This is a genomic window from Amycolatopsis sp. cmx-4-54, from assembly GCF_046548895.1.
Taxonomy (GTDB): Bacteria; Actinomycetota; Actinomycetes; order Mycobacteriales; family Pseudonocardiaceae; genus Amycolatopsis.
In genome coordinates this window covers 637,524-660,310 of record NZ_JAEBEJ010000003.1, presented here as the reverse complement: position 1 = coordinate 660,310, position 22,787 = coordinate 637,524, and the positions used below count along the sequence as shown (strand labels likewise).

Annotated in this window: 23 protein-coding genes and 1 tRNA gene; 4 read left to right on the top strand and 20 right to left on the bottom strand. The window is 67.5% G+C overall.

Annotated features, from left to right (window positions below; all coding sequences use genetic code 11):
- Window positions 1-90: 90 nt before the first annotated feature.
- Complete coding sequence (locus tag ACLJQ7_RS13465) at window positions 91-888, bottom strand: TIGR03084 family metal-binding protein (RefSeq protein ID WP_410648512.1); 798 nt, start codon at window positions 886-888, stop codon at window positions 91-93.
- 129 nt (window positions 889-1,017) lie between these two features.
- Here ACLJQ7_RS13465 and ACLJQ7_RS13460 point away from each other — a divergent pair, with 129 nt between their 5' ends.
- The gene (locus ACLJQ7_RS13460; protein WP_410648511.1) at window positions 1,018-1,464 is read left to right on the top strand and encodes a heavy metal-responsive transcriptional regulator; all 447 of its coding nucleotides are present in this window, start codon (window positions 1,018-1,020) and stop codon (window positions 1,462-1,464) included.
- 109 nt (window positions 1,465-1,573) lie between these two features.
- Here the strand turns inward: ACLJQ7_RS13460 and ACLJQ7_RS13455 are convergent, their stop codons facing one another.
- Window positions 1,574-1,795: a hypothetical protein gene (locus tag ACLJQ7_RS13455; protein WP_410648510.1), complete on the bottom strand. Its 222-nt coding sequence runs from the start codon at window positions 1,793-1,795 to the stop codon at window positions 1,574-1,576.
- Between ACLJQ7_RS13455 and ACLJQ7_RS13450 the strand changes: the two genes are divergently transcribed.
- Window positions 1,709-1,909, top strand: a complete 201-nt coding sequence (locus ACLJQ7_RS13450; protein WP_410648596.1) for a response regulator transcription factor — start codon at window positions 1,709-1,711, stop codon at window positions 1,907-1,909. The genes ACLJQ7_RS13455 and ACLJQ7_RS13450 overlap by 87 nt on opposite strands.
- Here the strand turns inward: ACLJQ7_RS13450 and ACLJQ7_RS13445 are convergent.
- The 7 genes from ACLJQ7_RS13445 to ACLJQ7_RS13415 all read right to left on the bottom strand — a co-directional run bounded on the left by ACLJQ7_RS13445 (window position 1,882) and on the right by ACLJQ7_RS13415 (window position 7,577).
- Window positions 1,882-2,751: an alpha/beta fold hydrolase gene (locus tag ACLJQ7_RS13445; protein ID WP_410648509.1), complete on the bottom strand. Its 870-nt coding sequence runs from the start codon at window positions 2,749-2,751 to the stop codon at window positions 1,882-1,884. The genes ACLJQ7_RS13450 and ACLJQ7_RS13445 overlap by 28 nt on opposite strands.
- Before the next feature lie 40 nt (window positions 2,752-2,791).
- Window positions 2,792-3,217: a winged helix-turn-helix domain-containing protein gene (locus tag ACLJQ7_RS13440; RefSeq protein ID WP_410648508.1), complete on the bottom strand. Its 426-nt coding sequence runs from the start codon at window positions 3,215-3,217 to the stop codon at window positions 2,792-2,794.
- Between the two features lie 43 nt (window positions 3,218-3,260).
- A complete protein-coding gene (locus ACLJQ7_RS13435) occupies window positions 3,261-4,508 on the bottom strand; it encodes a sulfite oxidase (RefSeq protein WP_410648507.1) in 1,248 nt (415 codons plus the stop codon).
- A 60-nt stretch (window positions 4,509-4,568) separates the two neighbouring features.
- Window positions 4,569-4,645, bottom strand: a tRNA-Leu gene (locus tag ACLJQ7_RS13430).
- A gap of 149 nt (window positions 4,646-4,794) precedes the next feature.
- A complete protein-coding gene (locus ACLJQ7_RS13425) occupies window positions 4,795-6,123 on the bottom strand; it encodes an NAD(P)/FAD-dependent oxidoreductase (protein ID WP_007028829.1) in 1,329 nt (442 codons plus the stop codon).
- A gap of 84 nt (window positions 6,124-6,207) precedes the next feature.
- Window positions 6,208-6,900, bottom strand: coding sequence for a uracil-DNA glycosylase (locus ACLJQ7_RS13420; RefSeq protein WP_410648506.1), 693 nt, complete (start codon window positions 6,898-6,900; stop codon window positions 6,208-6,210).
- The gene (locus ACLJQ7_RS13415; RefSeq protein ID WP_410648505.1) at window positions 6,897-7,577 is read right to left on the bottom strand and encodes an endonuclease V; all 681 of its coding nucleotides are present in this window, start codon (window positions 7,575-7,577) and stop codon (window positions 6,897-6,899) included. The genes ACLJQ7_RS13420 and ACLJQ7_RS13415 overlap by 4 nt, the downstream gene beginning before the upstream one ends.
- A 28-nt stretch (window positions 7,578-7,605) precedes the next feature.
- Between ACLJQ7_RS13415 and ACLJQ7_RS13410 the strand changes: the two genes are divergently transcribed.
- Together ACLJQ7_RS13410 and ACLJQ7_RS13405 are read left to right on the top strand one after the other, a co-directional pair.
- Window positions 7,606-9,102 (top strand): S10 family peptidase, encoded by a 1,497-nt coding sequence (locus ACLJQ7_RS13410; RefSeq protein ID WP_410648504.1) that lies wholly within the window; start codon window positions 7,606-7,608, stop codon window positions 9,100-9,102.
- Between the two features lie 499 nt (window positions 9,103-9,601).
- Window positions 9,602-10,198 carry a hypothetical protein gene (locus ACLJQ7_RS13405; RefSeq protein WP_410648503.1) on the top strand — a complete coding sequence of 199 codons (597 nt, stop codon included), beginning with the start codon at window positions 9,602-9,604 and terminating at the stop codon, window positions 10,196-10,198.
- A gap of 80 nt (window positions 10,199-10,278) precedes the next feature.
- Here ACLJQ7_RS13405 and ACLJQ7_RS13400 read toward each other — a convergent pair whose 3' ends face one another.
- The 11 genes from ACLJQ7_RS13400 to eno form a co-directional block, all read right to left on the bottom strand.
- A complete protein-coding gene (locus tag ACLJQ7_RS13400) occupies window positions 10,279-12,024 on the bottom strand; it encodes a S8 family serine peptidase (protein WP_410648502.1) in 1,746 nt (581 codons plus the stop codon).
- Window positions 12,025-12,076: 52 nt separating this feature from the next.
- Window positions 12,077-13,075 (bottom strand): ABC transporter ATP-binding protein, encoded by a 999-nt coding sequence (locus tag ACLJQ7_RS13395; protein WP_410648501.1) that lies wholly within the window; start codon window positions 13,073-13,075, stop codon window positions 12,077-12,079.
- On the bottom strand, window positions 13,068-14,060 hold the full coding sequence (locus ACLJQ7_RS13390) for an ABC transporter ATP-binding protein (RefSeq protein ID WP_410648500.1): 993 nt from the start codon (window positions 14,058-14,060) through the stop codon (window positions 13,068-13,070). The genes ACLJQ7_RS13395 and ACLJQ7_RS13390 overlap by 8 nt, the downstream gene beginning before the upstream one ends.
- Before the next feature lie 6 nt (window positions 14,061-14,066).
- Window positions 14,067-15,020 carry an ABC transporter permease gene (locus ACLJQ7_RS13385; protein WP_410648498.1) on the bottom strand — a complete coding sequence of 318 codons (954 nt, stop codon included), beginning with the start codon at window positions 15,018-15,020 and terminating at the stop codon, window positions 14,067-14,069.
- Entirely contained in the window at window positions 15,013-15,939 is a 927-nt protein-coding gene (locus ACLJQ7_RS13380) for an ABC transporter permease (protein ID WP_410648497.1), read from the bottom strand. Before ACLJQ7_RS13380 ends, ACLJQ7_RS13385 begins: the two co-directional genes overlap by 8 nt.
- A gap of 87 nt (window positions 15,940-16,026) precedes the next feature.
- Window positions 16,027-17,646, bottom strand: a complete 1,620-nt coding sequence (locus ACLJQ7_RS13375) for an ABC transporter substrate-binding protein (protein WP_410648496.1) — start codon at window positions 17,644-17,646, stop codon at window positions 16,027-16,029.
- A gap of 257 nt (window positions 17,647-17,903) precedes the next feature.
- A complete protein-coding gene (locus ACLJQ7_RS13370; protein ID WP_410648495.1) occupies window positions 17,904-18,857 on the bottom strand; it encodes an exopolyphosphatase in 954 nt (317 codons plus the stop codon).
- A 76-nt stretch (window positions 18,858-18,933) separates the two neighbouring features.
- Window positions 18,934-20,097 (bottom strand): lytic transglycosylase domain-containing protein, encoded by a 1,164-nt coding sequence (locus ACLJQ7_RS13365; RefSeq protein ID WP_410648494.1) that lies wholly within the window; start codon window positions 20,095-20,097, stop codon window positions 18,934-18,936.
- A gap of 184 nt (window positions 20,098-20,281) precedes the next feature.
- Window positions 20,282-20,797, bottom strand: a complete 516-nt coding sequence (locus tag ACLJQ7_RS13360) for a DUF501 domain-containing protein (protein WP_410648493.1) — start codon at window positions 20,795-20,797, stop codon at window positions 20,282-20,284.
- A gap of 18 nt (window positions 20,798-20,815) precedes the next feature.
- Window positions 20,816-21,178 (bottom strand): FtsB family cell division protein, encoded by a 363-nt coding sequence (locus ACLJQ7_RS13355; RefSeq protein ID WP_410648492.1) that lies wholly within the window; start codon window positions 21,176-21,178, stop codon window positions 20,816-20,818.
- Window positions 21,179-21,429: 251 nt separating this feature from the next.
- The gene (eno, locus tag ACLJQ7_RS13350) at window positions 21,430-22,716 is read right to left on the bottom strand and encodes a phosphopyruvate hydratase (RefSeq protein ID WP_016337276.1); all 1,287 of its coding nucleotides are present in this window, start codon (window positions 22,714-22,716) and stop codon (window positions 21,430-21,432) included.
- Window positions 22,717-22,787 lie beyond the last annotated feature (71 nt).

Below are 22,787 nucleotides of genomic sequence, written 5' to 3'. Positions count from 1 at the left end.
CCTAGACCCCCAGTGCGTCGACGATCGCATCGACTGCGAGTTGATCGCGACTTCCAGGATGCCCTATCCACCGCCGGAACGGCGGGACTCTCAACGGCCGAACTGTCCCGGCGAGCGCCCCTCGCCCGCGGGGCCGCGGTACGCCTGCGCGATGTCCAGCCACTGGTCCGCCAGCGCACCCTCGGCACGGACGTCGAGGTCGTCGCGGTGACGGCGGCGCGTGACCAGAAGGCAGAAGTCCTCGGCGCTCCCGGTGATCCGCTCGGGCGAGTCCTCGGGGCCGAACGTCCACAGCTGGCCGGACGGTGAGGTGATCTCGAACCGGAACTCCTGCTCCGGCGGAGTCAGGCCGCGCGCTTCGTAGCCGAAGTCCCGCACCCGGACGGCGAAGCCGACGAGGTACGCGAGCCGGTCCGTCCGCTCCGGCCGCACCCCCAGCGCGTCCGCGATGTCCTGTCCGTGCGCGAACAGTTCCATCATCCCGGCGCAGGCGAGGATGGCCGGCGGCAGCGGGTTGACCAGCCACGGGACGACCTGGTCGGCCGGGACCGCGGCGAGGGCCTTGATACCGGCGTCGCGTTCGGCGCGCCAGCGGCTCAGCAGGACCTCGTTGGGGTCACCGAGGTAGTCGTGGAGGGCCCCGTTGACGGCGGCGTCGAACCCGCGCGCCATCGACGACTTCGCGAGTTCGGCGAAGGCCCGCGGCTCGGCCGCGGACAACCCGGCGATCTTGAAGATGAACGCGAGATGCGCGATCTGGTGTTTGACCGACCAGCCCGTCGCGGGCGTGGGCCGGTCCCATCCCGCGTCGTCGAGGCCGGCCACCAGGGCGTCGACCTGTTCACCCTCCGTGGTGAGGTCCCTGATCACGTTCCGGAAGTCAGTCACCGTGCCGTCCTCTCGCCGTTTCCACCCTCTCGAATGATGCGGACGAGCCTGGCCGTCGTCTTCTCTTCGTGAGCGCCATCGGAATCCGGACTTGATTCTGGAGCCGGGTCCAAGTTCTACCCTCGTTTCATGCGAACCGAAGCGACGAAGGCGCTGACGGCGTTGACCATGTCCGAGGTGACCTCCCGCGCCGGAGTGCGGCCGGACACCGTGCGTTACTACGAGCGCATCGGCCTGCTGCCCACGCCCGCGCGGACGACCGGGGCCCACCGGCGCTACGACGAGGGCGTCATCGACCGGCTGCGGTTCATCCGCGGCACGCAGCGGCTCGGGCTGACGCTGACGGAGATCGGTGACCTGCTGAGCGTGCGCGACACCGGCGTGTGTCCGTGCGAACCCGCCGAAACCATGCTGGAACGGCATCTCGCCGAGATCGAAGCGGAGATGGCGCGACTCGGCGAGCTGCGCGCCGAACTCACTTCCATGCTGTCCGGGATGTCCGGGGAGAACTGCGCCGACCCGGTGCCCGGCGCCTGGTGCCCGCCCGGCTGTGCCCCCGAGGGAGGAGGTGGATGACCATGCGCAACGACGACTGGTGCGATTGCGACTGCTGCGGCAGCGGCTGCTGCTGACCCGCTTCGGCGGGACCGGCCGGGCTTGACGTCACCCGGCCGGCCATCCGAGGTCACTCCTGCGGCAACAGCACCGTCTTCCCGATCCGGTCCTTGCAGACTTCGGCCGAATACGCCATCAGACCGCCCGCTTTCAGGGCCAGCTCGCGACCAGGACGAGCCCTCGCCGTCATCGGGCGCGAGCCGGGCTGAGCACGCTGACCGAACGCGAGCGGCAGATCGTCACCGCCGTCGCGCAGGGCGGCACCAACGCCGAAATCGGCGCGGCACTGCACCTGAGCGAAGCGACGGTGAAGACCCACATCACCCGGATCTTCGCGAAACTCGACGCGGCCAACCGGGTCCAGCTGACAATCTTCGCCTACGAAGCCGGGCTTGTCGCTCCCTGAACATCCGTCGCGAGCCCGGCGAGGACGGCGGCGGCCTCCTGGGGGTGGATGAGGAACCGGACGTGGCTGCTCACGAGCGACCGCACGTCGGTCGGGTTGTCCGGGGTGAGCGCGTCCGCCTCCTTGACGAACCGGTCCTGCAGCGCGAGCGGCATCGACCGGTCCTCGGTGAGCCGGATGTAGGTGCGCGGGATCCGACCCCAGGTGGCGGCGTCGGCGAGTCCGGTTCCGGCGTCGAGGCTCTCGTCCGGTTCGAGAGTGTTGAGGTACGCGAAGAACTCCTGCTCGGTGCCGTCTTCGAGCATCGCGTTCTTCAACGCGGCCAGCAGCGCGGGATCGGCCGTGCGCCAGTTCATCCGGAGCGCGCCGAGTTCGGCGGGATTCGCGACGACGACCCCGCCGACGTCGTTGAGCGCGCTGCTCGCGTACTCGGGTCCCTGCATGTACTCGCCCACCGTCGCGTCGACGCAGCACCACGCCGAGATGTAGACGATCCGGTCGATCAGTTCGGGGACGGCGTTGCCGACGCCGGTGAGCACGAGCCCGCCGCGGCTGTGCCCCACCAGGATGACCGGGCCGTGCTCGGCGACCTTGCGCACGACGTCCACCACCTGCTCGACGGCCTCGGCCAGCGTGACACCCGCCTGGTTCGACGGCGCCGTGGCCAGCGTTTCGAGGTCCTGCGGCGCCTGGTAAGCGGCGTGGAAACCGGCGGCGAAGCCGTGTCCGGGGAGGTCGACGGCCAGGGTGCGATGGCCGAGCAGCGCGAGCTCGCGTTGCAGCGGGCCCCAGGTGAAGGAGGCACTGCTGGAACCGTGCACGAAAACGTAAGTCGGAGTCACGGTTCGTATCCTGTCATCCCGGCTTTGCCTGGATGACGGCTCAGTCCGCGATGAGCACCTGGCCCGCCCCGTCGAACCGGTAGCCGACCCCGCGCACCGTCGTGATCGGCGTCAGCACGGGTTCCAGCTTCCCCCGGATCTTGCGGACGTGGACGTCCACGGTCCGCCCGTTGCCGCCGGACAGCCCCCACACCTGCGCCATCAGCGTGAGGCGGTCGAAGACACGGTCCGGATTCCGGCTCAGGAACAGCAGGAGATCGAACTCCAATCTGGTGAACTCCAGTACCTCGCCCCGCAACAGCACTCGTCGCGAATCGGGCTCGATACGCAGCGGTGGCGCGAAATCCGCGTCGACGGTCCGTGTCGTCAACGTCACCCCGACGGTGTCCTCAAAGGACTCGAGCAGGCGCGCGGCGATCGCGGCGGCATGTTCCGAGTCGGTGTTGACCCTTAACTCGAGGGTCAATTCGACGGCTGGTTCCCCTCTCACCGCGACCGACCGCGTCACCTCACACCACCCGGACCGGGTGCCGGACGACGGCGTCGAACAGGTAGCCCTGAGTGTTGTGCGGGGTGACCTCCGGCTGGGTGGCACCGGTGATGTCCGTGGCCCGCGCACGCAAGGTGCGGGCACCGGAAACCGCTGGACGCCAAGGGAGTTCCCAGCGTTGCCAGCCCCGGTCCGCCGCCGCGCCGACGAACTTCACCGGCCGCCAACCGGCACCGGTGTCGACTTCGACGCGCCGGATCCGGCCGTTGCCCGACCACGAGCGGCCGCGCAGCACCTGCTTGCCGCCTGCGGCGAATTCGGCGTTCCACGGCAGTTCGAACGCGCTCTTGACCACCTGCCGGGTGACGACCGTGCCGTCGGCCGGATAGTGCGGCCCGAGCAGCCGGTAGTACTGCGTGTTCCACGGCGACACCAGTGGCGTCTCCGAAACCTCGATCCGGCCCAGCCATTTGATCGACGAGATCCCGACCCAGGACGGCACGACGAGCCGCACCGGATGGCCGTGGTCCGGCGGAAGCGGGCGCCCGTTCATCTCGTACGCCAGCAAAACGTCCTGCAACGCCTTCGCGACCGGCAGCGGGCGGCGTACCTTCCCCAGGTTGACCCCGCCGGTGACGTAGTCGGCGTCCAGGCCCTCCGGCAGGACGTCCACCGCGTGCCGCGTCATTCCCGCCTTGGCCAGCACGGTGGAAAGCCGGACGCCGCGCCAGCGCGCGACCCCGATCGCGCCGAGCTTCCACGCCGTACCGGACACCGCCTGCCCTTGCTGGCTGGAGAAGAAACTCCGTCCGTTGCCCGCGCATTCGATGGCGGAAGTGATCGTCTCCGCGGGCAATCCGAGCAAGTCTCGGTAGCTGAACTCGACCGGCCCCTCACGCAGCCCGGTCCCGAAGAGTTTCAGCCGCCAGGTGCCGGCGTCGATCGACGGTGTGGCGGTGTGGTTCCGGACGAAGAACCGTTCGACCGGCGTCAGATAACCCTCACCGCTCAGCGCCTCCCAGCGGGTCTCCGCGTTGGTGCCGTAAACCTCGAAGATCTCCGGCGGCAAGGGTTTCACGATCGGTGAGGCGGCCGATGCCGTTCCGGCCGGAAGCGCGCCGAGCGCCGTCAGCGCGAGCGAGCCACCGGCGGCCAACCGGAGCATCCCGCGCCGCGATATCCCGTCACCCCGCGCCTCCCCCGCACGCCACTGGGCGAGCCGAGCGCGGTCGTAGGTGGCTTCGTCGGTCAGGCCGGTTCCGGTCATGCGGGCCATTGTCGGCAGCGGCGGTGCGCGCGGACCAGGACGTCCACAGAGCGGAACGTGTGGTGCCCCGGACGGGGATCGAACCCGCACTGGGTCGATTTTAAGTCGACTGCCTCTGCCAGTTGGGCTACCGGGGCACCGACAGCCTAGGCGATGCCCTTCGGTTCGCCGCTTCAGTACACCGATATTCGCACGTGCTTCGCCTGCACCGGCACACCTTGAACGCCGTGAAGGCCTCCTTCCCTACGCTCAACGCAGGGAAGGAGGCCTTCACGGACTCACGAACTCAGGACTTCGACAGCCGGTCGAATTCCTCGCGCGGGTTGTTGATCTGACCGAGCGAGATGACCTCGCGCCGGAACAGGCCACCGAGCATCCAGTCGAACAGGATGCGGATCTTGCGGTTCCACGTCGGCATCGCCTTGAGGTGGTACGCGCGGTGGAAGAGCCAGGCCGGGAAGCCCTTGATCTTCAGGTTCAACGCGTCGGCGACACCCTTGTGCAGGCCGAGGCTGGCCACCGCACCCAGGTTCTTGTGGTAGTAGTCCTTCGGCTTGCCGCCGCGGATCACCTTGATGATGTTCTTCGCCAGCAGACGCGCCTGGCGAACGGCGTGCTGCGCGTTCGGCGGGCAGGTCGCGGTCGGGTCCTGCTCGGTACGCGAGAGGTCCGGCACGGCGGCGTTGTCACCGGCGGTCCAGACGTCGGGGTGCCCGACGACCTGCATCGCGGCGGTCGCCTCGACGCGGCCGCGCTTGTCGAGCGGCAGGTCCGAGCTGGCGAGCACCGGGTTCGCCTTCACACCGGCGGTCCAGATGATCGTGTCGGTGTCGAACTCGGTGCCGTCCGAGAGTACGACGTGGCCGTTTTCGAACGACTTCGCCGCTGTCGACAAATAGACTTCGATGCCGCGCTTTTCGAGCTGCTCGACGGTGTACACACCGAGCGTCTCGCGCACCTCGGGGAGGATCCGCCCGGCCGCCTCGACGAGCACCCAGCGGATGTCCTCGACCTTGAGGTTCGGGTAGTAGTTCTCCACCGCGAACCGGGTCATGTCCTCGAGTTCGGCGAGCGCCTCGATACCGGCGAATCCGCCGCCGACGACGGTGAACGTCAGCAGGCGCTTGCGCTGCTCGGGATCGAGCGTGCTGGCGGCCTCGTCCAGCTTCGTCATGACGTGGTTGCGCAGGTAGATCGCCTCGCCGATGGTCTTGAAGGCGATGCCTTCCTCGACCAGGCCCGGGATCGGCAGAATGCGCGCGACGGCACCGAGGGCGACCACGAGGACGTCGTAGTTCAGCTGCTCGACGTGCCCGTCGGCGGCCTCGACCGTCACGGCCTTGCGCTCGTGCTCGATCTTCGTCACGCGCGCGGTGAGCACGTGGCAGCGCTTGAGCACGCGCCTCAGCGGCACGACCACGTGCCGCGGTTCGATCGCACCGGCCGCCGCCTCGGGCAGGAAGGGGGCATAGGTCATGTGCGGCTGCGGGTCAACGACCGTCACGGACGCTTCGTTGGCCCGGAGCATCTTCTGAAGCCCGTACGCCGTGTAGAGCCCGACGTACCCACCACCAAGGACGAGGATCCGTGTCGGTTCCGACTTAACACCAGCCATATTTCTATAGTCGCACCCATCAGCTGAGATCGCTCGCAGACCCCATCCGGCTGTGACCAGCGTCGCCACGGTTTCCGCACCGATTCAGTTCAGGCCGGCCGCCGAGGTCGCGGAGGCCAGGACGTCGCACACCATGTCAAGGGTCAGGCGGCCGGTCTGGACATTGCGCTGCGACACGTGATAACAGCCGAAAAGGCGCAGGTCGCCGAGTTCCAGTTCGGCTCCGTGGCCGAACTTCGGGCGTGGCGCGGGCACCGGCCAGCCCGCGTCCGCGAGCACCGGCAGCAGCGCCTGCCAGCCGAACGCGCCGAGCACCACGACGGCCTTCAGCGTCGGTTTCAGCAACGCGAGCTCCGCCGCGAGCCACGATCGACAGGTTTCCCGTTCCTCAGGTGTGGGCTTGTTGGCGGGTGGCGCGCATCTCACCGGCGAGACCATCCGAGTCCCCCGGAGTTCGAGACCGTCACCTATACGGGTCGACGTCGGCTGCGACGCGACCCCGACCCGGTGAAGCGCCTTGAAGAGAACGTCACCGGACGGGTCGCCGGTGAAGAGACGGCCGGTCCGGTTCGCACCATGGGCGGAAGGGGCGAGGCCGACGATCGCCAGCGACGCGTCCGGCGGGCCGAAGCCGGGCACCGGCCGGGCCCAGTAGGTCTCGTCGGCGAAGGCCGCGCGTTTGACCACGGCGATCTCCTCGCGCCACGCGACCAGCCGCGGGCAGGCGCGGCAGCCGACGACCTCGGCGTCGAGTTCGGCGAGCGAGCGGAACCTCATAACGCCTCTTTCAGCGCGTCTCGGGCCAGCCGGTCGGCCTGCCGGGTGGTCTCCGGCTGACGGAACGCGGGACACAGCCGCAGCACCTGGCGGCACGCGTTGTCCAGCGAGATCTTGTGGCCGACGGAGACGTAAAGGGGTTTCACGCCGTCTTGGGTGCGCAGGACCGCGCCGACGACCTCGCCGTCGTCCAGCAGGGGCGCCCGCGAGCCACGATCGAACCCCGGCTCGTCGTGCTCGCCGACGAAGCGGGTCTTGCCGACCCCGACGGACGGCAGCCCGGTCACGACGCCGACGTGGCACGCGAGCCCGAACCGGCGTGGGTGCGCCAGGCCGTGGCCGTCGCAGACCAGCAGATCCGGGACGTGGTCGAGCGCGCGGAGGGCGTCGAGCAGCGGAGGCAGCTCGCGGAACGCGAAAAGGCCCGGTTCGTACGGGAACGAGATCCGGGAAACGACGGTTCGCTTTTCCACGACGCGGAATCCGCCGGTTTCGAGGGTGACCGCGGCGGCCGCGATGAGACCGCTGTCCTCGTCGTAGGCGACGTCCAGCCCGGTGGCCGCGACGATCTCTTGTGGACAGCGATCTTCGAGTTCGACCAGGCCACGCAGGGTTTCCTGGATCCCGGCAGCCTCCTGGGGCGTGTTCGGGCGATCATGCGCCGTGACGATGTCCACTCCTACAGACTGCCAGTAAGTTGGGAGCATGCCGGACACCAATCCCGATTCGAAGGCCGCCGACGAGAAGGACACCCCGTCGGTGGAAACCAAGGTCGAGCCGACCGACGACCTGGTCACCACGAAGCACACGCTGACGCTCAAGCGCAAGAAGCTCGCCTACACCGCCCAGACCGGGCGGATCGTGCTGCGGAAGGAGGTCATCACCGACGGCAAATCCGAGGGCTACAAGGCCAAGGCCGAGGTGTTCCTGACCTCCTACACGCTCGACGACGCGGAGCCCGGTTCGCGCCCGGTCACGTTCGCGTTCAACGGCGGGCCCGGCTCGGCGAGCGTCTGGCTGCACATGGGCCTGCTCGGCCCGCGCCGGGTGCTTTCGGGCGATGTCGACGATCCGGTCGCGCCGCCCTACGGGCTGACCGACAACCAGGAAACCCTGCTGGCGCACAGCGACCTCGTGTTCATCGACCCGGTGTCGACCGGCTACTCACGCGCCGTGGACGGCGAAGCGGCCAAGGAGTACCACGGGTACGCCGCCGACATCGAGTCCATCGGCGAGGTCATCCGGCTGTGGGTCTCGCGCAAACAGCGCTGGCTCTCGCCGAAGTTCCTCGCGGGCGAGTCGTACGGCACGCTCCGCGCGGCCGGGTTGGCGTCGCATCTCCAGGAACGCCACGGCATGTACCTCAACGGGCTGTTGTTGATCTCGTCCGTACTGGACATGGGCACGCTGCGGTTCACCGAGGGCAACGACCTGCCGTACTCGCTCTTCGTACCGACGTACGCCGCCATCGCGCACTACCACGGGCTTCACGGCGACCGTCCGCTCGACGACGTCCTCGCGGACGCGGAGGACTTCGCGGCCAAGGAACTCCCCTGGGCTCTCGCGCGCGGCGCCCGTCTGTCCACACAGGACCGCGCCGAAGCGGTGGCCACCCTCGCTTCCCTGACCGGCCTGAGCGAGTCCTATGTGGACCGGGTCAACCTGCGGATCGAGCACGTCCGGTACTTCACCGAGCTGTTGCGCGACAAGGGGCTCGTCGTCGGCCGGATGGACGGCCGGTTCACCACCTGGGAACCCGACGGCGGCCGCGAGCACATGAGCGACGACCCGTCGATCTCGCGGATCATCGGCGCCTACACCGGCGGGCTCAACCACTACGTGCGGGCCGAACTCGGCTACGAGAACGACCTGCCGTACGAGGTCCTGTCGACGGACGTGTTCCAGGCCTGGTCGTACTCCGACTTCGAAGGCCGCTCAGTGTCCTCTGTGGACTCACTCGCGTCGGCCATGCGGGCGAACCCGCACCTTCGGGTGCACGTCGCCTTCGGTCACTATGATGGCGCGACGCCGTACTTCGCTTCGGAGCACGTGTTGGCGCGCCTGCAGATTCCCGAGGAGCTGCGGGAGAACATCGACACGGCGTACTACCCGGCCGGGCACATGATGTACGTGCACGAGGAGTCGCGGGTGCGGCAGGCGAAGGACCTGGCGAAGTTCATCAAGGAAGCTTCAGGAAAGTAGCGATCTTCCGCCTTTACCTTTGCTGCGAGTGCCATGAAAGGTCCTTTCCTTGCAAAATTTGCAAGGAAAGGACCTTTTATGGCACTGCGGGATTGAATTTTGTCGGACCTCGCGATCACTGTGTCGGCATGTACCTATCACGAGCTCCGCTAACGGACTCATACCTACGTCAACACAGTCGACACGGCGTCATCCGCGTGGCGACGCTAGAGCAACTCGGAGTCACGCAAAGCACTTCGTATCGAAGATGCCAGCCTGGTGGAAGGTGGACTCACCTGCTTCCAGGCATCGTCCTTCTCTCGAAGGAGCAGCCAAGCGCACGGCATCGAGTAGAAGCCGCCCTGATGCTCACAGACGCCCGGGGATCGTCACTGGCTTCGAGGCCGCACGACGATACGGCCTACGACAGTCCGGCCCCCATGGGACCGTCCATGTACTCATTCCACAACAGCGCAAGGTACGAAGCGTCAAGTTCGCAATCTTCGAACGAACGGTCTCCATGCCGGACCGTCGAGTCATCGAAGGGGTCCCGCTGGCAGCACCGGCTCGAGCGGTCTTGGATGGCGTAAGGCGCATTCGGGACCTCGAACCGGTTCGAGCCCTGCTCATCGAAGCCATCGAGACGGGCCTCTGCACAGTGGACGAGCTAAGCGCCGAACTCGAGTCCGGCAGCAGAAGAGGAACCGCTCTTCCTCGTGCCGTGCTCCGAGAGCTCGCCGCCGATGTCAAGTCGGTCCCCGAAGCGGAGGCCCTGGCGATCTGGGAGAAAGCGGGGCTGCCGTCTGCTGAGCGGAACGTCAAGATCTACGACGCCTTCGGCAACTACATCGGCAAGCCCGATTCATGGTGCGACGAGCTTGGCATGGCATGGGAAGTCGATTCGTACGCCTTCCATTTCGGCAGGGACGCTTATCGGAAGACCCTCCACCGCAACAATCGTTACGCGGCCGCGGGGATCGTCGTCGTCCAGACCTTGCCGTCCCGGATTCGCGACGAACCGGAGAAGGTCATGGCCGAACTCCGTGCCGCGGCCCAAGCAGCGGCACAACGCCCAAGACCCGATGTCACCGTTGTCCGCACCGACCGAGCCGCCTGACGGTCCGAACCGCGCATGCTATGAAAGGTCCTTTCCTTGCGAAATTTGCAAGGAAAGGACCTTTCATAGCACTCTAAAGATCAGCCTCGCAGGTACTGCGAACCCCGCGTGACCGCCGACCAGGCGTCCACGCCCCCGTGACCGTAGAAGCCGTTGAACGAAGCGTCACCGGTGCAGGTCGCGGTGAACGACGCGTCCCGGCCTTCGTCCAGGTAGTCGACGGTCCGCGGCACCGGGCACGCGATGTCCGAAGCCGTGCCCTCGAGCACCCGCTGTACGGCGTCCGGGTTCATCCCGAAGTCGCGCGAACCCTTGCCGTACTGCGAAACGATGAGCGCGGCGACACCGCTCGCGTGCGGCGACGCCATCGACGTGCCCTGCAGCCACTGGTAGTAGCCGACGCGGCCGTCGGCGGCCGTCGCCTTCTTGATGCCGGCGGTGACACCGTCGGGGGTGATGTTCCCGGCAGCGTCGATCATGCCTTCCGCGACACCCACATTGCGCGGGTACGTCGAGAGGATCTGGTTCTCGACCGTGCGGAACCACGGGGTGCCGAAGTAGTCACGGAAGTATCCGCCGGGCGCGGACACCGAGATCTGCTCGACGCCGTAGTTCGAGTAGTCCGCCTTCGCCTGCGAAGGACCGAAGGAGGAGACACCGATCGTGTGCGGGCCTTCGACGGGCAGCGAGAGGCAGCTCGCGTTGTCGATCTGCCGCGGGTGCGTGCTGTTCGACGGGTAGCCCGGGCTCGACGCGTCCGGCTGCGGGGTGGCGAGGTCACTGTGCTGGTTGCCCAGCGAGACGACCTGGGTGACGCCCTTGCGGTGCGCGTAGTTCAGCGCACGGGTCGTCGCCTCGATGATGGTGCGCTGCTCGGCCTGCTGCGCGGGCGTGTCCGCGGGGTTCGCGGTGCAGTTGTACAGCCACGGGTCCGTGAAGAAGCTCATGTTCACGACGTCCACACCGGCGTCGCCGGCGTAGGTGATCGCGTCCACGGTCGACTGCAGGAAGAAGAAGCCCGAGTCCTGCCCGGCGCGGAGGTTCACCAGCGTCACGTTCGGCGCGACGCCCGAGACCCCGAAACCGTTCGCGGCGGCGCCGATGGTGCCGGCGACGTGCGTGCCGTGCCCGTTGTCGTCGTGGTCCACCGGGTCGACACAACTGCGGAATTCACACGGTCCGTCGACGACGGCGCCGTTGACGTCGGAGACGATGTCCTTCGTGAAGTTCCGCGACGCCGCGCGGTCGAAGTTCGGCGCGATGTCCGGGTGGCTCCCGTCGACGCCGGTGTCGATGACACCGACCTTCACCCGCTTGTCGCCGGGCTGCTTGGTACGCGAAAGGTCCGACCGGACCGACTTGAGACCCCAGAGCTGGTCATCGAGCGGGTCCATGCCGACGGCGTTGGCCTGCGCCTGCTTCTTGGCCGACGCGGCGCCGCGGCCTTCCTTCTCGACGACGCCCGGCTTGACCTTGGCCTTGCCCTGCTTCGGCGCGGTGCCGATCGCCTTCGCTTTGGCCGCGCCGAACACCGAGCGGTCCGCGGACACCCGCTCGGCGAAACCGTTGGCGGGCGCGGTCGCGGTGATCAGGCCGACCGCGGCGTTGCTCGTCACGACGGTGCCCCCGGCGGCGCGGATCGCCCTTTCCACCGAAGCGACACTTTGACCCTCACGGGCCAGGACGGAGAATTCGGTCGCGGCGCCGGAAAGCGCCGGTTGCGCTGATGCCACCGGAGCAGCGACGATCGCGCCGAACAGCGGTACCGCGAGCGCGATCACGAGAGATCTGGGCTTTTTCACTTCCTGCCTCCTGAACAAAACCATTCGGGCAAACTACGTCAGCTGTCCCCACGTATCAACGAAGTCCCTACGAAAGTCAGGGGACGACGGTTTTCTCCTCCGCGAAATGACAGGCGGACAAATGCCCGCCGGACCGGGTGATCAATTCGGGTTCCTGATCCGCGCAAATGTCCCGCGCCTTCCAGCACCGCGTGCGGAACCGGCAGCCCGACGGCGGGTCCAGCGGGCTCGGCACGTCGCCTTCCAGCCGGATCACCTGCCGCTGACCGCGCAACGCCGGATCCGCGACCGGCACCGCGGACAACAGCGCCTGCGTGTAGGGATGCGACGGATGTTCGTAGATCTCCTCTTCCGTCCCCATTTCCACGATCTTGCCGAGATACATCACCGCCACGCGCGTGGAAAGGTGACGGACAACCGACAGATCGTGTGCGATGAACACATAGGAAAGGCCGAATTCGTTCTGCAGATCACCGAGCAGATTCATCACCTGCGCCTGGATCGAAACGTCGAGCGCGGAAACCGGTTCGTCGCAGATGATCACCTTCGGCCGCAACGCCAACGCCCGCGCGATGCCGATGCGCTGACGCTGGCCACCGGAGAATTGGTGCGGATAGCGGTTGATGTGCTCCGGATTCAGCCCGACGACGTCGAGCAGCTCCCGCACCTTCGCGGCCCGCGATCCCTTCGGGGCCACGTCGGTGTGGATTTCGAAGGGTTCGCCGATGATGTCGCCGACCGTCATCCTCGGGTTCAGGGAGGTGTACGGATCCTGCAGCACGATCTGGATCTCGCGCCGCAGCCTCCTCAGTTCGGCTCCCCGCAACGCGAAGATGTCGCGGCCTTCGAAGGTCGCGAGCCCGCCTGTCGGTTCCTCCAGCCGCATCAGCACCTGCGCCAAAGTGGACTTGCCGCAACCGGATTCCCCCACCACACCGAGCGTTTCGCCCGGCATGAGATCGAAGGAGACGCCGTCGACGGCCTTCACGTGCCCGATGGTGCGTTTGAAGAGGATCCCGGCCCGCACCGGGAAGTACTTCACCAGGTTTTCGACACGCAGAATGGGGTCAGACACGATCGCTCACCACCTCGTCGGCGAAGTGGCAGGCGCTGACCCGGCCGAAGCCGAGGTTGTGCAGGGCGGGCCGTTCGGTCTCGCACCGGCTTCGCGCGCGCGGGCAGCGCGGATGGAACGGGCAGCCTGACGGGATGTTCAGCAGGCTCGGCGGCAGGCCCTTGATGGTCTCCAGCGTCTGTCCTTTGAGGTCGAGCCGTGGCAGCGAGGCCATCAGCGCCTCGGTGTAGGGATGCCCCGGCGAACGGAACAGCTCGGTGACGTCGGCCTGTTCGACGATCCGGCCCGCGTACATCACGGCGATGCGATCGGCGACCTCGGCGACCACCGCCAGGTCGTGGGTGATCAGGATCAGGCCCATCCGCCGTTCGGCCTGGATCTCCGCCAGCAGGTCCATGATCTGGGCCTGCACGGTGACGTCGAGCGCGGTCGTCGGCTCGTCCGCGATCAGCAGATCCGGATCGAGCGCGAGCGACATGGCGATCATCGCGCGCTGCCGCATCCCGCCCGAGAACTGGTGCGGGTACTCGCGCACCCGGCGGGCGGCGGCGGGAATTCGCACGATGTCGAGCAGTTCGATCGCCCGTTTCCGCGCGTCCTTTTTGGACATACCGAGTCGGACCCGCAGCTGTTCCTCGATCTGGAAACCGACGGTGAACACGGGATTCAACGCCGACAGCGCGTCCTGGAAGATCATCGCGATCTCCCCGCCCCGCACCTCACGCCGCCGCTCTTCGGTGGCGGTGAGCAGATCCTCGCCGCGGTAACGGACCGCGCCGCCGGTGACGACGGCGGGCGGGCTGTCGAGGATGCCCATCACCGTCTGCGCGGTCACACTCTTGCCGGAGCCCGATTCTCCCAGCACGGCAAGGGTTTCCCCGGCGTGCACGGAGTAGTCGACGCCGTTGAGCACGGTCGCGACACCGTCGGACGTGCGGAATTCGACATGGAGGTCTTCCACCTCCAGCAGCAGTTCGTCGGTCACGGACGATCACCGGGCCTTCGGGTCGAGCGCGTCGCGGATACCGTCGCCGAGCATGACGAACGCGAGCACGGTGATGGTCACGAACCCCGCGGGGAACAACAACATGTGCGGATTCACCCGGAAGTAGTCCCGCGCGTCGCTGATCATCACACCCCACGAAACGACCGGCGGCCGCACGCCGACGCCGAGATACGCCAGCGTCGCTTCCGCGCCGATGAACGCGCCGAGCGCGATGGTCCCGTAGACCAGCACCGGCGCGACCGTGTTCGGCAGCAGATGCCGGAACACGATGCGTGGCGTGCTCGCGCCGAGTCCGCGCGCGGCCTTGACGTAGTCGAGCTGCTTGGCCACCAGCGTCGCCGACCGCATGATGCGCATCGCCACCGGCCAGCTCAGCGCGGCGATCGACACGACCACCTGCACGATGATGGTGACGACCCCGGGGTTCGAGCCGGGCGCGTTGAACGTGGTCAGGATGACGATCGCGCCGAGCACGAACGGCAACGCCGCGAAGATGTCGCCCACCCGCGAGAACAGGCTGTCGACGAGACGGCCGTAGTACCCGGCGACGATCCCCACCACCGAGCCGATCAGGATCGTCAGCACCGTCGCGAAAACACCGACCAGCAGCGACGCGCGCGCGCCGTGGATGGTCCGCGCGTAGACGTCGTAACCCTGGTTGTCGTAACCGAACCAGGCGTCCGCGGACGGTCCTTCGTTGGCGTGGAGCAGATCACTGAACCCGGCGGGCCGGGAACTGAACAGGTCGGGCGCGATCGCGATGAGCACGACGAGCGTGATGATGACGGCGGAGATGACGAACGACGGCCGCTTGCGCAACATCCGCCAGGCGTCGCCGCCGAGGCTGCGCGGTTTGTGCGCCTCCGCGGAATCGTCGGCGACACCGGCGCCCGCGACGTCCACAGAGGACACACCGCCGGCCACATTGGGGTCAGTCATAACGGATCCTCGGGTCGAGAACGGCGTAGAGCAGGTCGACGATGAGACTCACCAGCAGGTAGACCACCACCAGCAGGACGACGACACCGGTGACGGTGGCGCCCTCCCGGTTCTGGATACCGCGGAAGATGAGCCCGCCGATGCCGTTGATGTTGAACACGCCTTCGGTGACGATGGCGCCGCCCATGAGCGCGCCGATGTCGGTGCCGATGAAGGTCAGCACCGGGATCACCGAGTTCCGGAGCAGGTGCACGCCGACGACCCGGCTGCGCGGCTGCCCCTTCGCGACGGCCGTGCGGACGTAGTCGGCGTGCCGGTTCTCCGCGATGCTCGCTCTGGTCAGCCGGGCTATGTAGGCCATGGAAAGACTGCCGAGCGCGATCCCCGGCACGATCAGCTCGCCGATCGTGGCGTCCTCGGACACGCTCGCGTCGATGATGCCCAGTTCCGAACCGAGGACGATCTGGAGCACGATCGCGGTGACGAACACCGGGATCGAGATCAGGAACGTGGTGGACATCAGCACGAGGTTGTCGAGGAAACCCTTGCCGCGCAGGCCGGTCAGGATCCCCGCGGACAGGCCGATGATCGCTTCGATGGCCACCGCGATGAGGGCGAGCCGGACCGTCACCGGATAGGCGTTCCCGATCAGTTCGCCGACCGAGACGCCGTTGAAGGTCTCGCCCCAGTCGCCGGTGAACAGGTTGCCGAGGTATTTGAAGTACTGGACGAAGATCGAATCGTCGAGGTTGAACTTCGCGGTCATCATCTCGATGTAGGCGGGCGGGCAGGCGACCTGGCCGCATTTGCCGGCGAACGGGTCACCGGGCACCGCCCACACGAGGGCGTAGATGAGGAACGTCGTGCCGAAGAAGACCGGGATGAGTTGAAGCAGCCGTCGGAGGATGTACTGGGGCATGGGCGTGCCGTCCTGAGGATCGCGTGGTGGGAGCCGTGGGTCCGGCCGGCCGGGAGCGGTGCGCTCCCGGCCGGCACGACCACGCGATTACTTCGCCGCGACCTCGATGGACGAGTAGTCCGCGAGCCGGCCGAAGTCGAGCTTCGCGACCTTGAGCCGGTTCGACTTGCCGCCGACACCCTTCTCTTCCCACACGGGGATCTGCGGCAGATCCTTCGCGATCAGGTCCTCGGCCTGCTGGTACAGCTTGATCGCGGCCGCCTTGTCGGCGGTCTGGTCCGCCTGGGTCAGCAGCGCGTCGACGGCCGGGTTGTTGTACGTGGAGTCGTTCGACGAACCGGTGCTCTTGTAGCGCGGGTTCAGGTAGTTCTCGATCGACGGGTAGTCGGCGGACCAGTCGGAACGGCCCATGCCGGTCAGCTGGCGGTTGTTGACGATGCTGCGCCACTGCCCGAAGTCGGTCGCCGGCACGAAGTCGCATTCGACGCCGAGCGCGTTCTTGATGCTGTTGCACGCCGCGACCAGCGGCTCCTTGCGGCCACCGTCGGCGTTCGAGGCGATGGTCAGCTTGCCGGTGTAGCCGGACTTGGCGAAGAGCTCCTTGGCCTTCACCGGATCGAACTTGCAGAACTCGCCGCAGACACCGGGCCGGTAGCCCTCGATTCCGCGCGACACGTAGCCGTCGGCGGGCGCGTAGGTGTCGTTCATGACGGTTTTGACGATCTGCTCACGGTCGATGGCCAGCGAAATCGCCTTGCGGAGGTCCAGGTTGTTGTAGCCCGGGACGTAGTACGGAAGCGCGAGCGCGCTGATGCCGAGCAGCTTCCCTTCGACCAGACGCTCGCCGAGGTCGGTCTTGTACTTGCCACCGGCCTTCGCCGCGGGCGGGAGCGCCTCCATGAAGTCGAGGCGGTTGCTCAGCAGATCCTGGTACGCGGTCTCCTGGCTGGTGTAGATGCGGACCTCGAGGTCCTTGAACTTGACCTTGTCCTCGCCCTGGTACTCGTCGAACCGGGTGAGCTTCATGTTCTGGTTCGGCGTGCGCGAAACGAACTTCAGCGGCCCGTTCCCGATCGGGGCCTTGGCGAACGCCTCCGGGTCGGCGAAGAACTTGTCCGGCAGCGGCGCGAAGGCGAGGTAGCCGATCTTGGTGGAGAACACCGAGAACGGTCCCTTGAGGGTGACCTGGAACTCGTAGTCGTTCACGACCTTGAGCCCGGACATCTCCTTGACGGCGGGCTCCTTGGCGCTGATCTCGTCGTAGCCCTGGATCTGCTCGAAGAACGACGCGTTCTGCATGCCGTTCTTGCCGTTCGCGCTGTAGTTCCAGGCGTCGACGAAGTTCTTGGCCTTGACCTCGGTCCCGTCGTGGAACTTCCAGCCCTTTTTGATCTTGATGTCGAAGACCTTCGAATCGGTCGTGGTGATCGATTCGGCCATCAGGTTGTACGGCTCGGCGGTGTCGGACTTGTAGCCGACCAGCGCCGAAAAGACCGGCTTGAGGGCCTTGGACCCACCGAGCTCGTTGGTGTTGGCGGGAATCAGCGAGTTCTCCGGCTCGGTGCCGTAGACCGAGACCGACGCGTTGGCGTCGACAGCGCCGGATCCCTTGTTCTCACTGGATCCACCACCTCCACAGGCCGTCAGCAGCAGGGCCGCCGTGGCCACCACCGCCGTCGCTCCCCAGAACCCGCGTGAAGCCCGCATGTCCACTCCAACTCTCGTCGTCGGATAGTCCGGCGAGCGCTGGTCGCGCCCTACCGTCCAGAAGGTGAGACGACGCTATGGGACAGGTGAACCTGATCACAGTGCGTTGGTGTTGCAAATGTGTGACGGTCTCCCGGACCACCCGGTCAGAGCACAACGTTGGTAGGAACGACGCTGCGCCGAACGGCCCAATCCGGACTGGAGGTCACCGCTTGATCACCTAAAGAAATGGCTTCCTGCAAGAGAAAACCCGACTGTCAGGCCAACGACAGCGCGATCCCGTCGAGGATGTCGTGCTCGGAGATCACCAGCTCGCCGGGACCACCGCGCGTGGCGAACTGCTCGGCCAGCACCTGCACGATCACCGAGCCGCCGCCGATCACGTCGACCCGGCCGGGGTGGATCACCGGGTTCGCGGCGCGGGTCGCGTGGTCGGCCGTGAGGAGCGACTGAGCGACGCGGTCGATGTCGGCGTGGGAGAGCTTCGAGAGGTGGGTGCGCTCGGAGTCGTACTCCGGCAGGCCCTGCGCCACGGCGGTCAGGGTCGTGACCGTCCCGGCGACACCGATCCACGTCTTGGCGGTGGACACGTCGACGACGTCGAAGGCTTCGGTGAGGACCTTGGCGGCCAGCTCCCGGGCTTCGGCGATCTCGGCCGCGGTCGGCGGGTCGGACTTCAGCGCGCGTTCGGTGATGCGCACACAGCCGATGTCGACCGACTTGGCCGCGATGACCTCGGCCTGACGACCGTCCCAGGTACCGACCACGAGCTCGGTCGAGCCGCCGCCGACGTCGACCACCACGAAGGGGCCGTCGTCGGGATCCTGCTCGCCGACGGCGCCGGTGAAGGACAGGCGTGCCTCTTCGTCCCCGCTGATGACTTCGGCTTCGGTGCCGAGGACCTCGCGCGTCATCGCGAAGAACTCGTCGCGGTTGCTCGCGTCGCGGGTCGCGGACGTCGCGACCATGCGGACCTTCTCCACACCCTTGCGGCGCGCGGCGATCGTGTAGTCGGCCAGCGCCTTACGGGTGCGCTCGAGCGCCTCGGGGGCCAGCCTGCCGGTGGCGTCCACGCCCTGGCCGAGGCGGACGATCCGCATCTCGCGGTGCAGGTCCCGCAGGTCGACCGTCCCGTCGTGGCGGGGTGTCAGCTCGGCGACGAGCAGGCGGATGGAGTTGGTCCCACAGTCGATCGCGGCAACACGAGGCATGTCCCGGAGATTACAGCGGAGCGGAGCTTCTCCGCCGAGGGTAGTGGCGGGGGCATGGACGGAGTGGTCGACGCGATCAGGGGGACTTGGTACCGGTGTCGCCCGTCGGCGTGACCGTCGTCGTCGTGGTGGTCGTTGTCGGCGAGGTACAGGTCGTCGGCGGCGGAGGCGTGGTCGTCGAGCTGGTGCTGGTGTTCGTGTTCGGCACCGTCTCGGTCTCGGTGACCGTCGGGCAGGCCGGCGGCTTCGAGCTCGACGACGATTTCGACGAAGACGACGAACCCGAATTGCTCGGCGGCAGCGAACTCGACGGCGACGGCGGCACCGAACCGGGCGGCGTCGGCGGCACCGGAGGCGGTGGTACCGACGCGGGCGGCGGAGCGGCGCCGGCGTTGGGCGCGCCGATGGGCACCCTGCTGTCCGGCGTCGGCAGCACACCGGTGCGGTACGCCTCGGCCCAGATCAGCACGGTGTTCACATAGGTGTCCGAGTTGTTGTAGCGGAACACGGCCGCGCGCAACTGGTCCGGTTTGGACAGATCGAGCCCGCCGGAGCACAGGTACCGGCCCGTACCCAGCGCCGCGTCGAAGATGTTGTTCGGATTGGACTCGCCGTCGCCGTTGCCGTCGGAGGCGTAGCCCTTCCAGGTCGACGGGATGAACTGCGTCGGGCCGACGGCGCGGTCCCATACCGTGTCGCCGTCGAATTTGCCGCCGTCGGTGTCCGGGATGGCCGCGAACGGGCCGGCGCCGTTGAGCTGCGGGCCGAGGATCGGTTCGAGGGTGTTGCCCTTCGCGTCGACGTAACCGCCACGCGCGTGATTGGACTCGATGCGGCCGATACTCGCGATCAAAGCCCAGTCGATGTGGCAACCGGGCTGTTCGGCGATGAGGATGTCGGCGGCGTTGCGGTACGCGGCGAGCGCGGTGACCGGGATGCCCAGCGGTCCGTCGGGGAGTTCGTCCGCGGGGAGCGGGAGCGGGGTCGGCGCGTTCGGCAGGCTGCCGTCGACACCGATCTGGTGGACGAGCGGGTTCTTCGGGTCGTAGCCGTCGACGAGGGCGACGTTGTCGGTGTGGATCGTGCTCGCCGTCGCGGCCCAGCTGCCGGCACCGACGATCGCGGCACCGGCCGGGACGATGGCGAGGACACCTCCGGCCACCGCGGCGATCGTGCGATGCCGGAGACAGAGTCTCCGGACATGACCGGTGACCGCGCCTGGCACGTGCCTCACGCGCATACCTCAGAACCCTCCCCGGCGGATCACGACTCGGCGATCCGGTACTGGCTCACCCCGTCAACACTCGACCGTGCCCAGCCTGCCGCATACGGTGACCGGTTTCACCCCTTAGCGGGAGACCAGTTGGCCGACATCGGGTGAATTAACCCACCTGGAGGAACTATCTGTAAACGAGGGGTCGGTGTTACCACTGGCAGTCGCCCGACGGCCAGCCGTTCGCCTTGAGCAGTTCGAGCGTTTCGTCACCGAACGGGTTCACGCCGGGTCCGACGGCCAGCGTGTGCGCCAGGTGGACGTGCAGGCATTTGACGCGGCCGGGCATCCCGCCCGCGCTGACCTCGTGGCCGAGCGAATCGATGGCGTCGCGTTCGGCGAGGTAGCTCTCGTGGGTCCGCTGGTAGGCGGCCGCCAGCTCGGGGTCCTCCGCGAGCCGGTCGGTCATCTCCTTCATCAGCCCGGACGCTTCGAGCGTGCCGACCATGGACGTCAGCTTCGGGCAGGTCAAATAGTAGAGCGTGGGGAACGGTGTGCCGTCGTCGAGGCGGGGGCTGGTCTGCACGACCGACGGGTGGCCGCTCGGGCAGCGCGCGGCGACGGCGCGCAGCGCACGGGGGGCCCGGCCGAGCTGTTCCGCGATGATCTCGCGGTCGGCGTCGGTCACAGGCTCGTATGAAGACTTTTCCGTGCTGTTCACACCCATAAGGCTAAAGGGCGCACTTCAGCCGCCCGCGACCTGATCCCACAGCTTCTCGTACCAGGAACCCGCGGGCACCGGCTGCTGACCTCGCGGCTGCCCCTGCTCGGGCGCCTTGTCTTCGGGGAGCTGCACGATGTACGGCGTCTCGCCGGGCTTCACGAACCCGAACCGCTTACGCGCCTCCGCCTCGATCTGCGCCGGGTCGCTCAGCTCGGCCTTGCGGCCTTCCAGCTGGGTGACGCTCCGCTGCAGTTCGGACTGCAACTGCTGCTGCTCGGTCACCTCGGACTTCTGGCTGAGGTACGTGCGCAGCGGGACGGCGATGGTGAACGCGAGCGCGCACACCACGATCGCCACCACCGCGGCCCGGCGGGTGGTGGACATGCCGAGCACCTTCGCGGCACCCGAAGCCCGTTTCGCCGCCAGGCTGCGGCGCAGCCGGGTTCGGGCGTGAACCTCCGTCGTCGTCGTGCGACGGGCACGCTCGGGACGGCGGCCCCTGCCGGAGCCACCGCCGCCCGCGCGCCCGCTGCCACGACGGGTCGTCCGCGCCCTCCCCCGGTCCGCCATCATCTTTATCGCGCTTTCTCTAGCCGACTAGTCGCGACTTCACAAGATCAAGGAACACTTCCGGCTCATCCCTCCGGGCTGAACCGCGGGAACGCGAGGTCGCCGGCGTAGCGCGCCGCGTCCGCGAGGGTCTCCTCGATGCGGAGCAGCTGGTTGTACTTGGCGATCCGCTCGCCGCGCGCCGGGGCGCCGGTCTTGATCTGGCCGACACCGGTCGCGACGGCGAGGTCGGCGATGAAGGTGTCTTCGGTCTCGCCGGACCGGTGGCTCATCATCGACTTGTAGCCGTACGAGGTGGCCAGCGAGATCGCGTCGAGGGTCTCCGACAGGGTGCCGATCTGGTTGACCTTCACCAGCAGCGCGTTGGCGGCGCGGCGGGTGATGCCCTCTTCGAGGCGGTCCGGGTTGGTGACGAACAGATCGTCGCCGACCAGCTGGACCTTCTCGCCGATCTCGGTGGTCAGCTGGACCCAGCCGTCCCAGTCGTCCTCGCTCAGCGGGTCCTCGATGGACACGAGCGGGTAGTCGCGGACGAGCTCGCCGTAGTAGGCCGACATCTGCTCGGCGCTCTTCTTCGCGCCTTCGAAGGTGTACGCGCCGTCGGAGAAGAACTCCGTCGCGGCGACGTCGAGCGCGAGCGCGACATCGCGGCCCGGGGCGTACCCGGCCTTCTCGATCGCCTGAAGGATCAGGTCGAGCGCCTCGCGGTTGTTCTTCAGGCTGGGCGCGAAGCCGCCTTCGTCACCGAGACCGGTGGCCAGGCCGCGGCCCTTCAGGACCGACTTCAGCGAGTGATAGACCTCGGTGCCCCAGCGCAGGGCCTCGCGGAACGACTCGGCGCCGATCGGCGCGATCATGAATTCCTGGATGTCGACATCGGTGTCGGCGTGCGCGCCACCGTTGAGGATGTTCAGCATCGGCACCGGCAGCACATGCGCGTTCGGCCCGCCGAGGTAGCGGAACAGCTCCAGCTCGGCCGACTCCGCGGCGGCCTTCGCGACGGCGAGCGAAACACCGAGGATGGCGTTCGCGCCGAGGCGGGACTTCGCCGGCGTGCCGTCGAGGTCGACCAGCTTCTGGTCGACGATGCGCTGGTCGACGGCGTCGGTGCCGACCAGGTCCGGGCCGATCTCGTCCAGGACGGCCGCGACCGCGCGCTCGACACCCTTGCCGTTGTACCGGCCGGTGTCGCCGTCACGCAGCTCGACGGCTTCGTGTTCGCCGGTGGACGCACCCGAGGGGACCGCGGCCCGCGCCAGCGTGCCGTCGTCGAGAGCCACCTCCACTTCGACCGTCGGGTTGCCTCGCGAGTCCAGAATCTCGCGAGCGCCTACCTGCTCGATGAGCGCCACGCCATGCTCCTCATGTGGGTTGTGCCTGCGGTGACCGCGCTCAGCCTAGCCGTCGGCGCCGTTCACCCGTT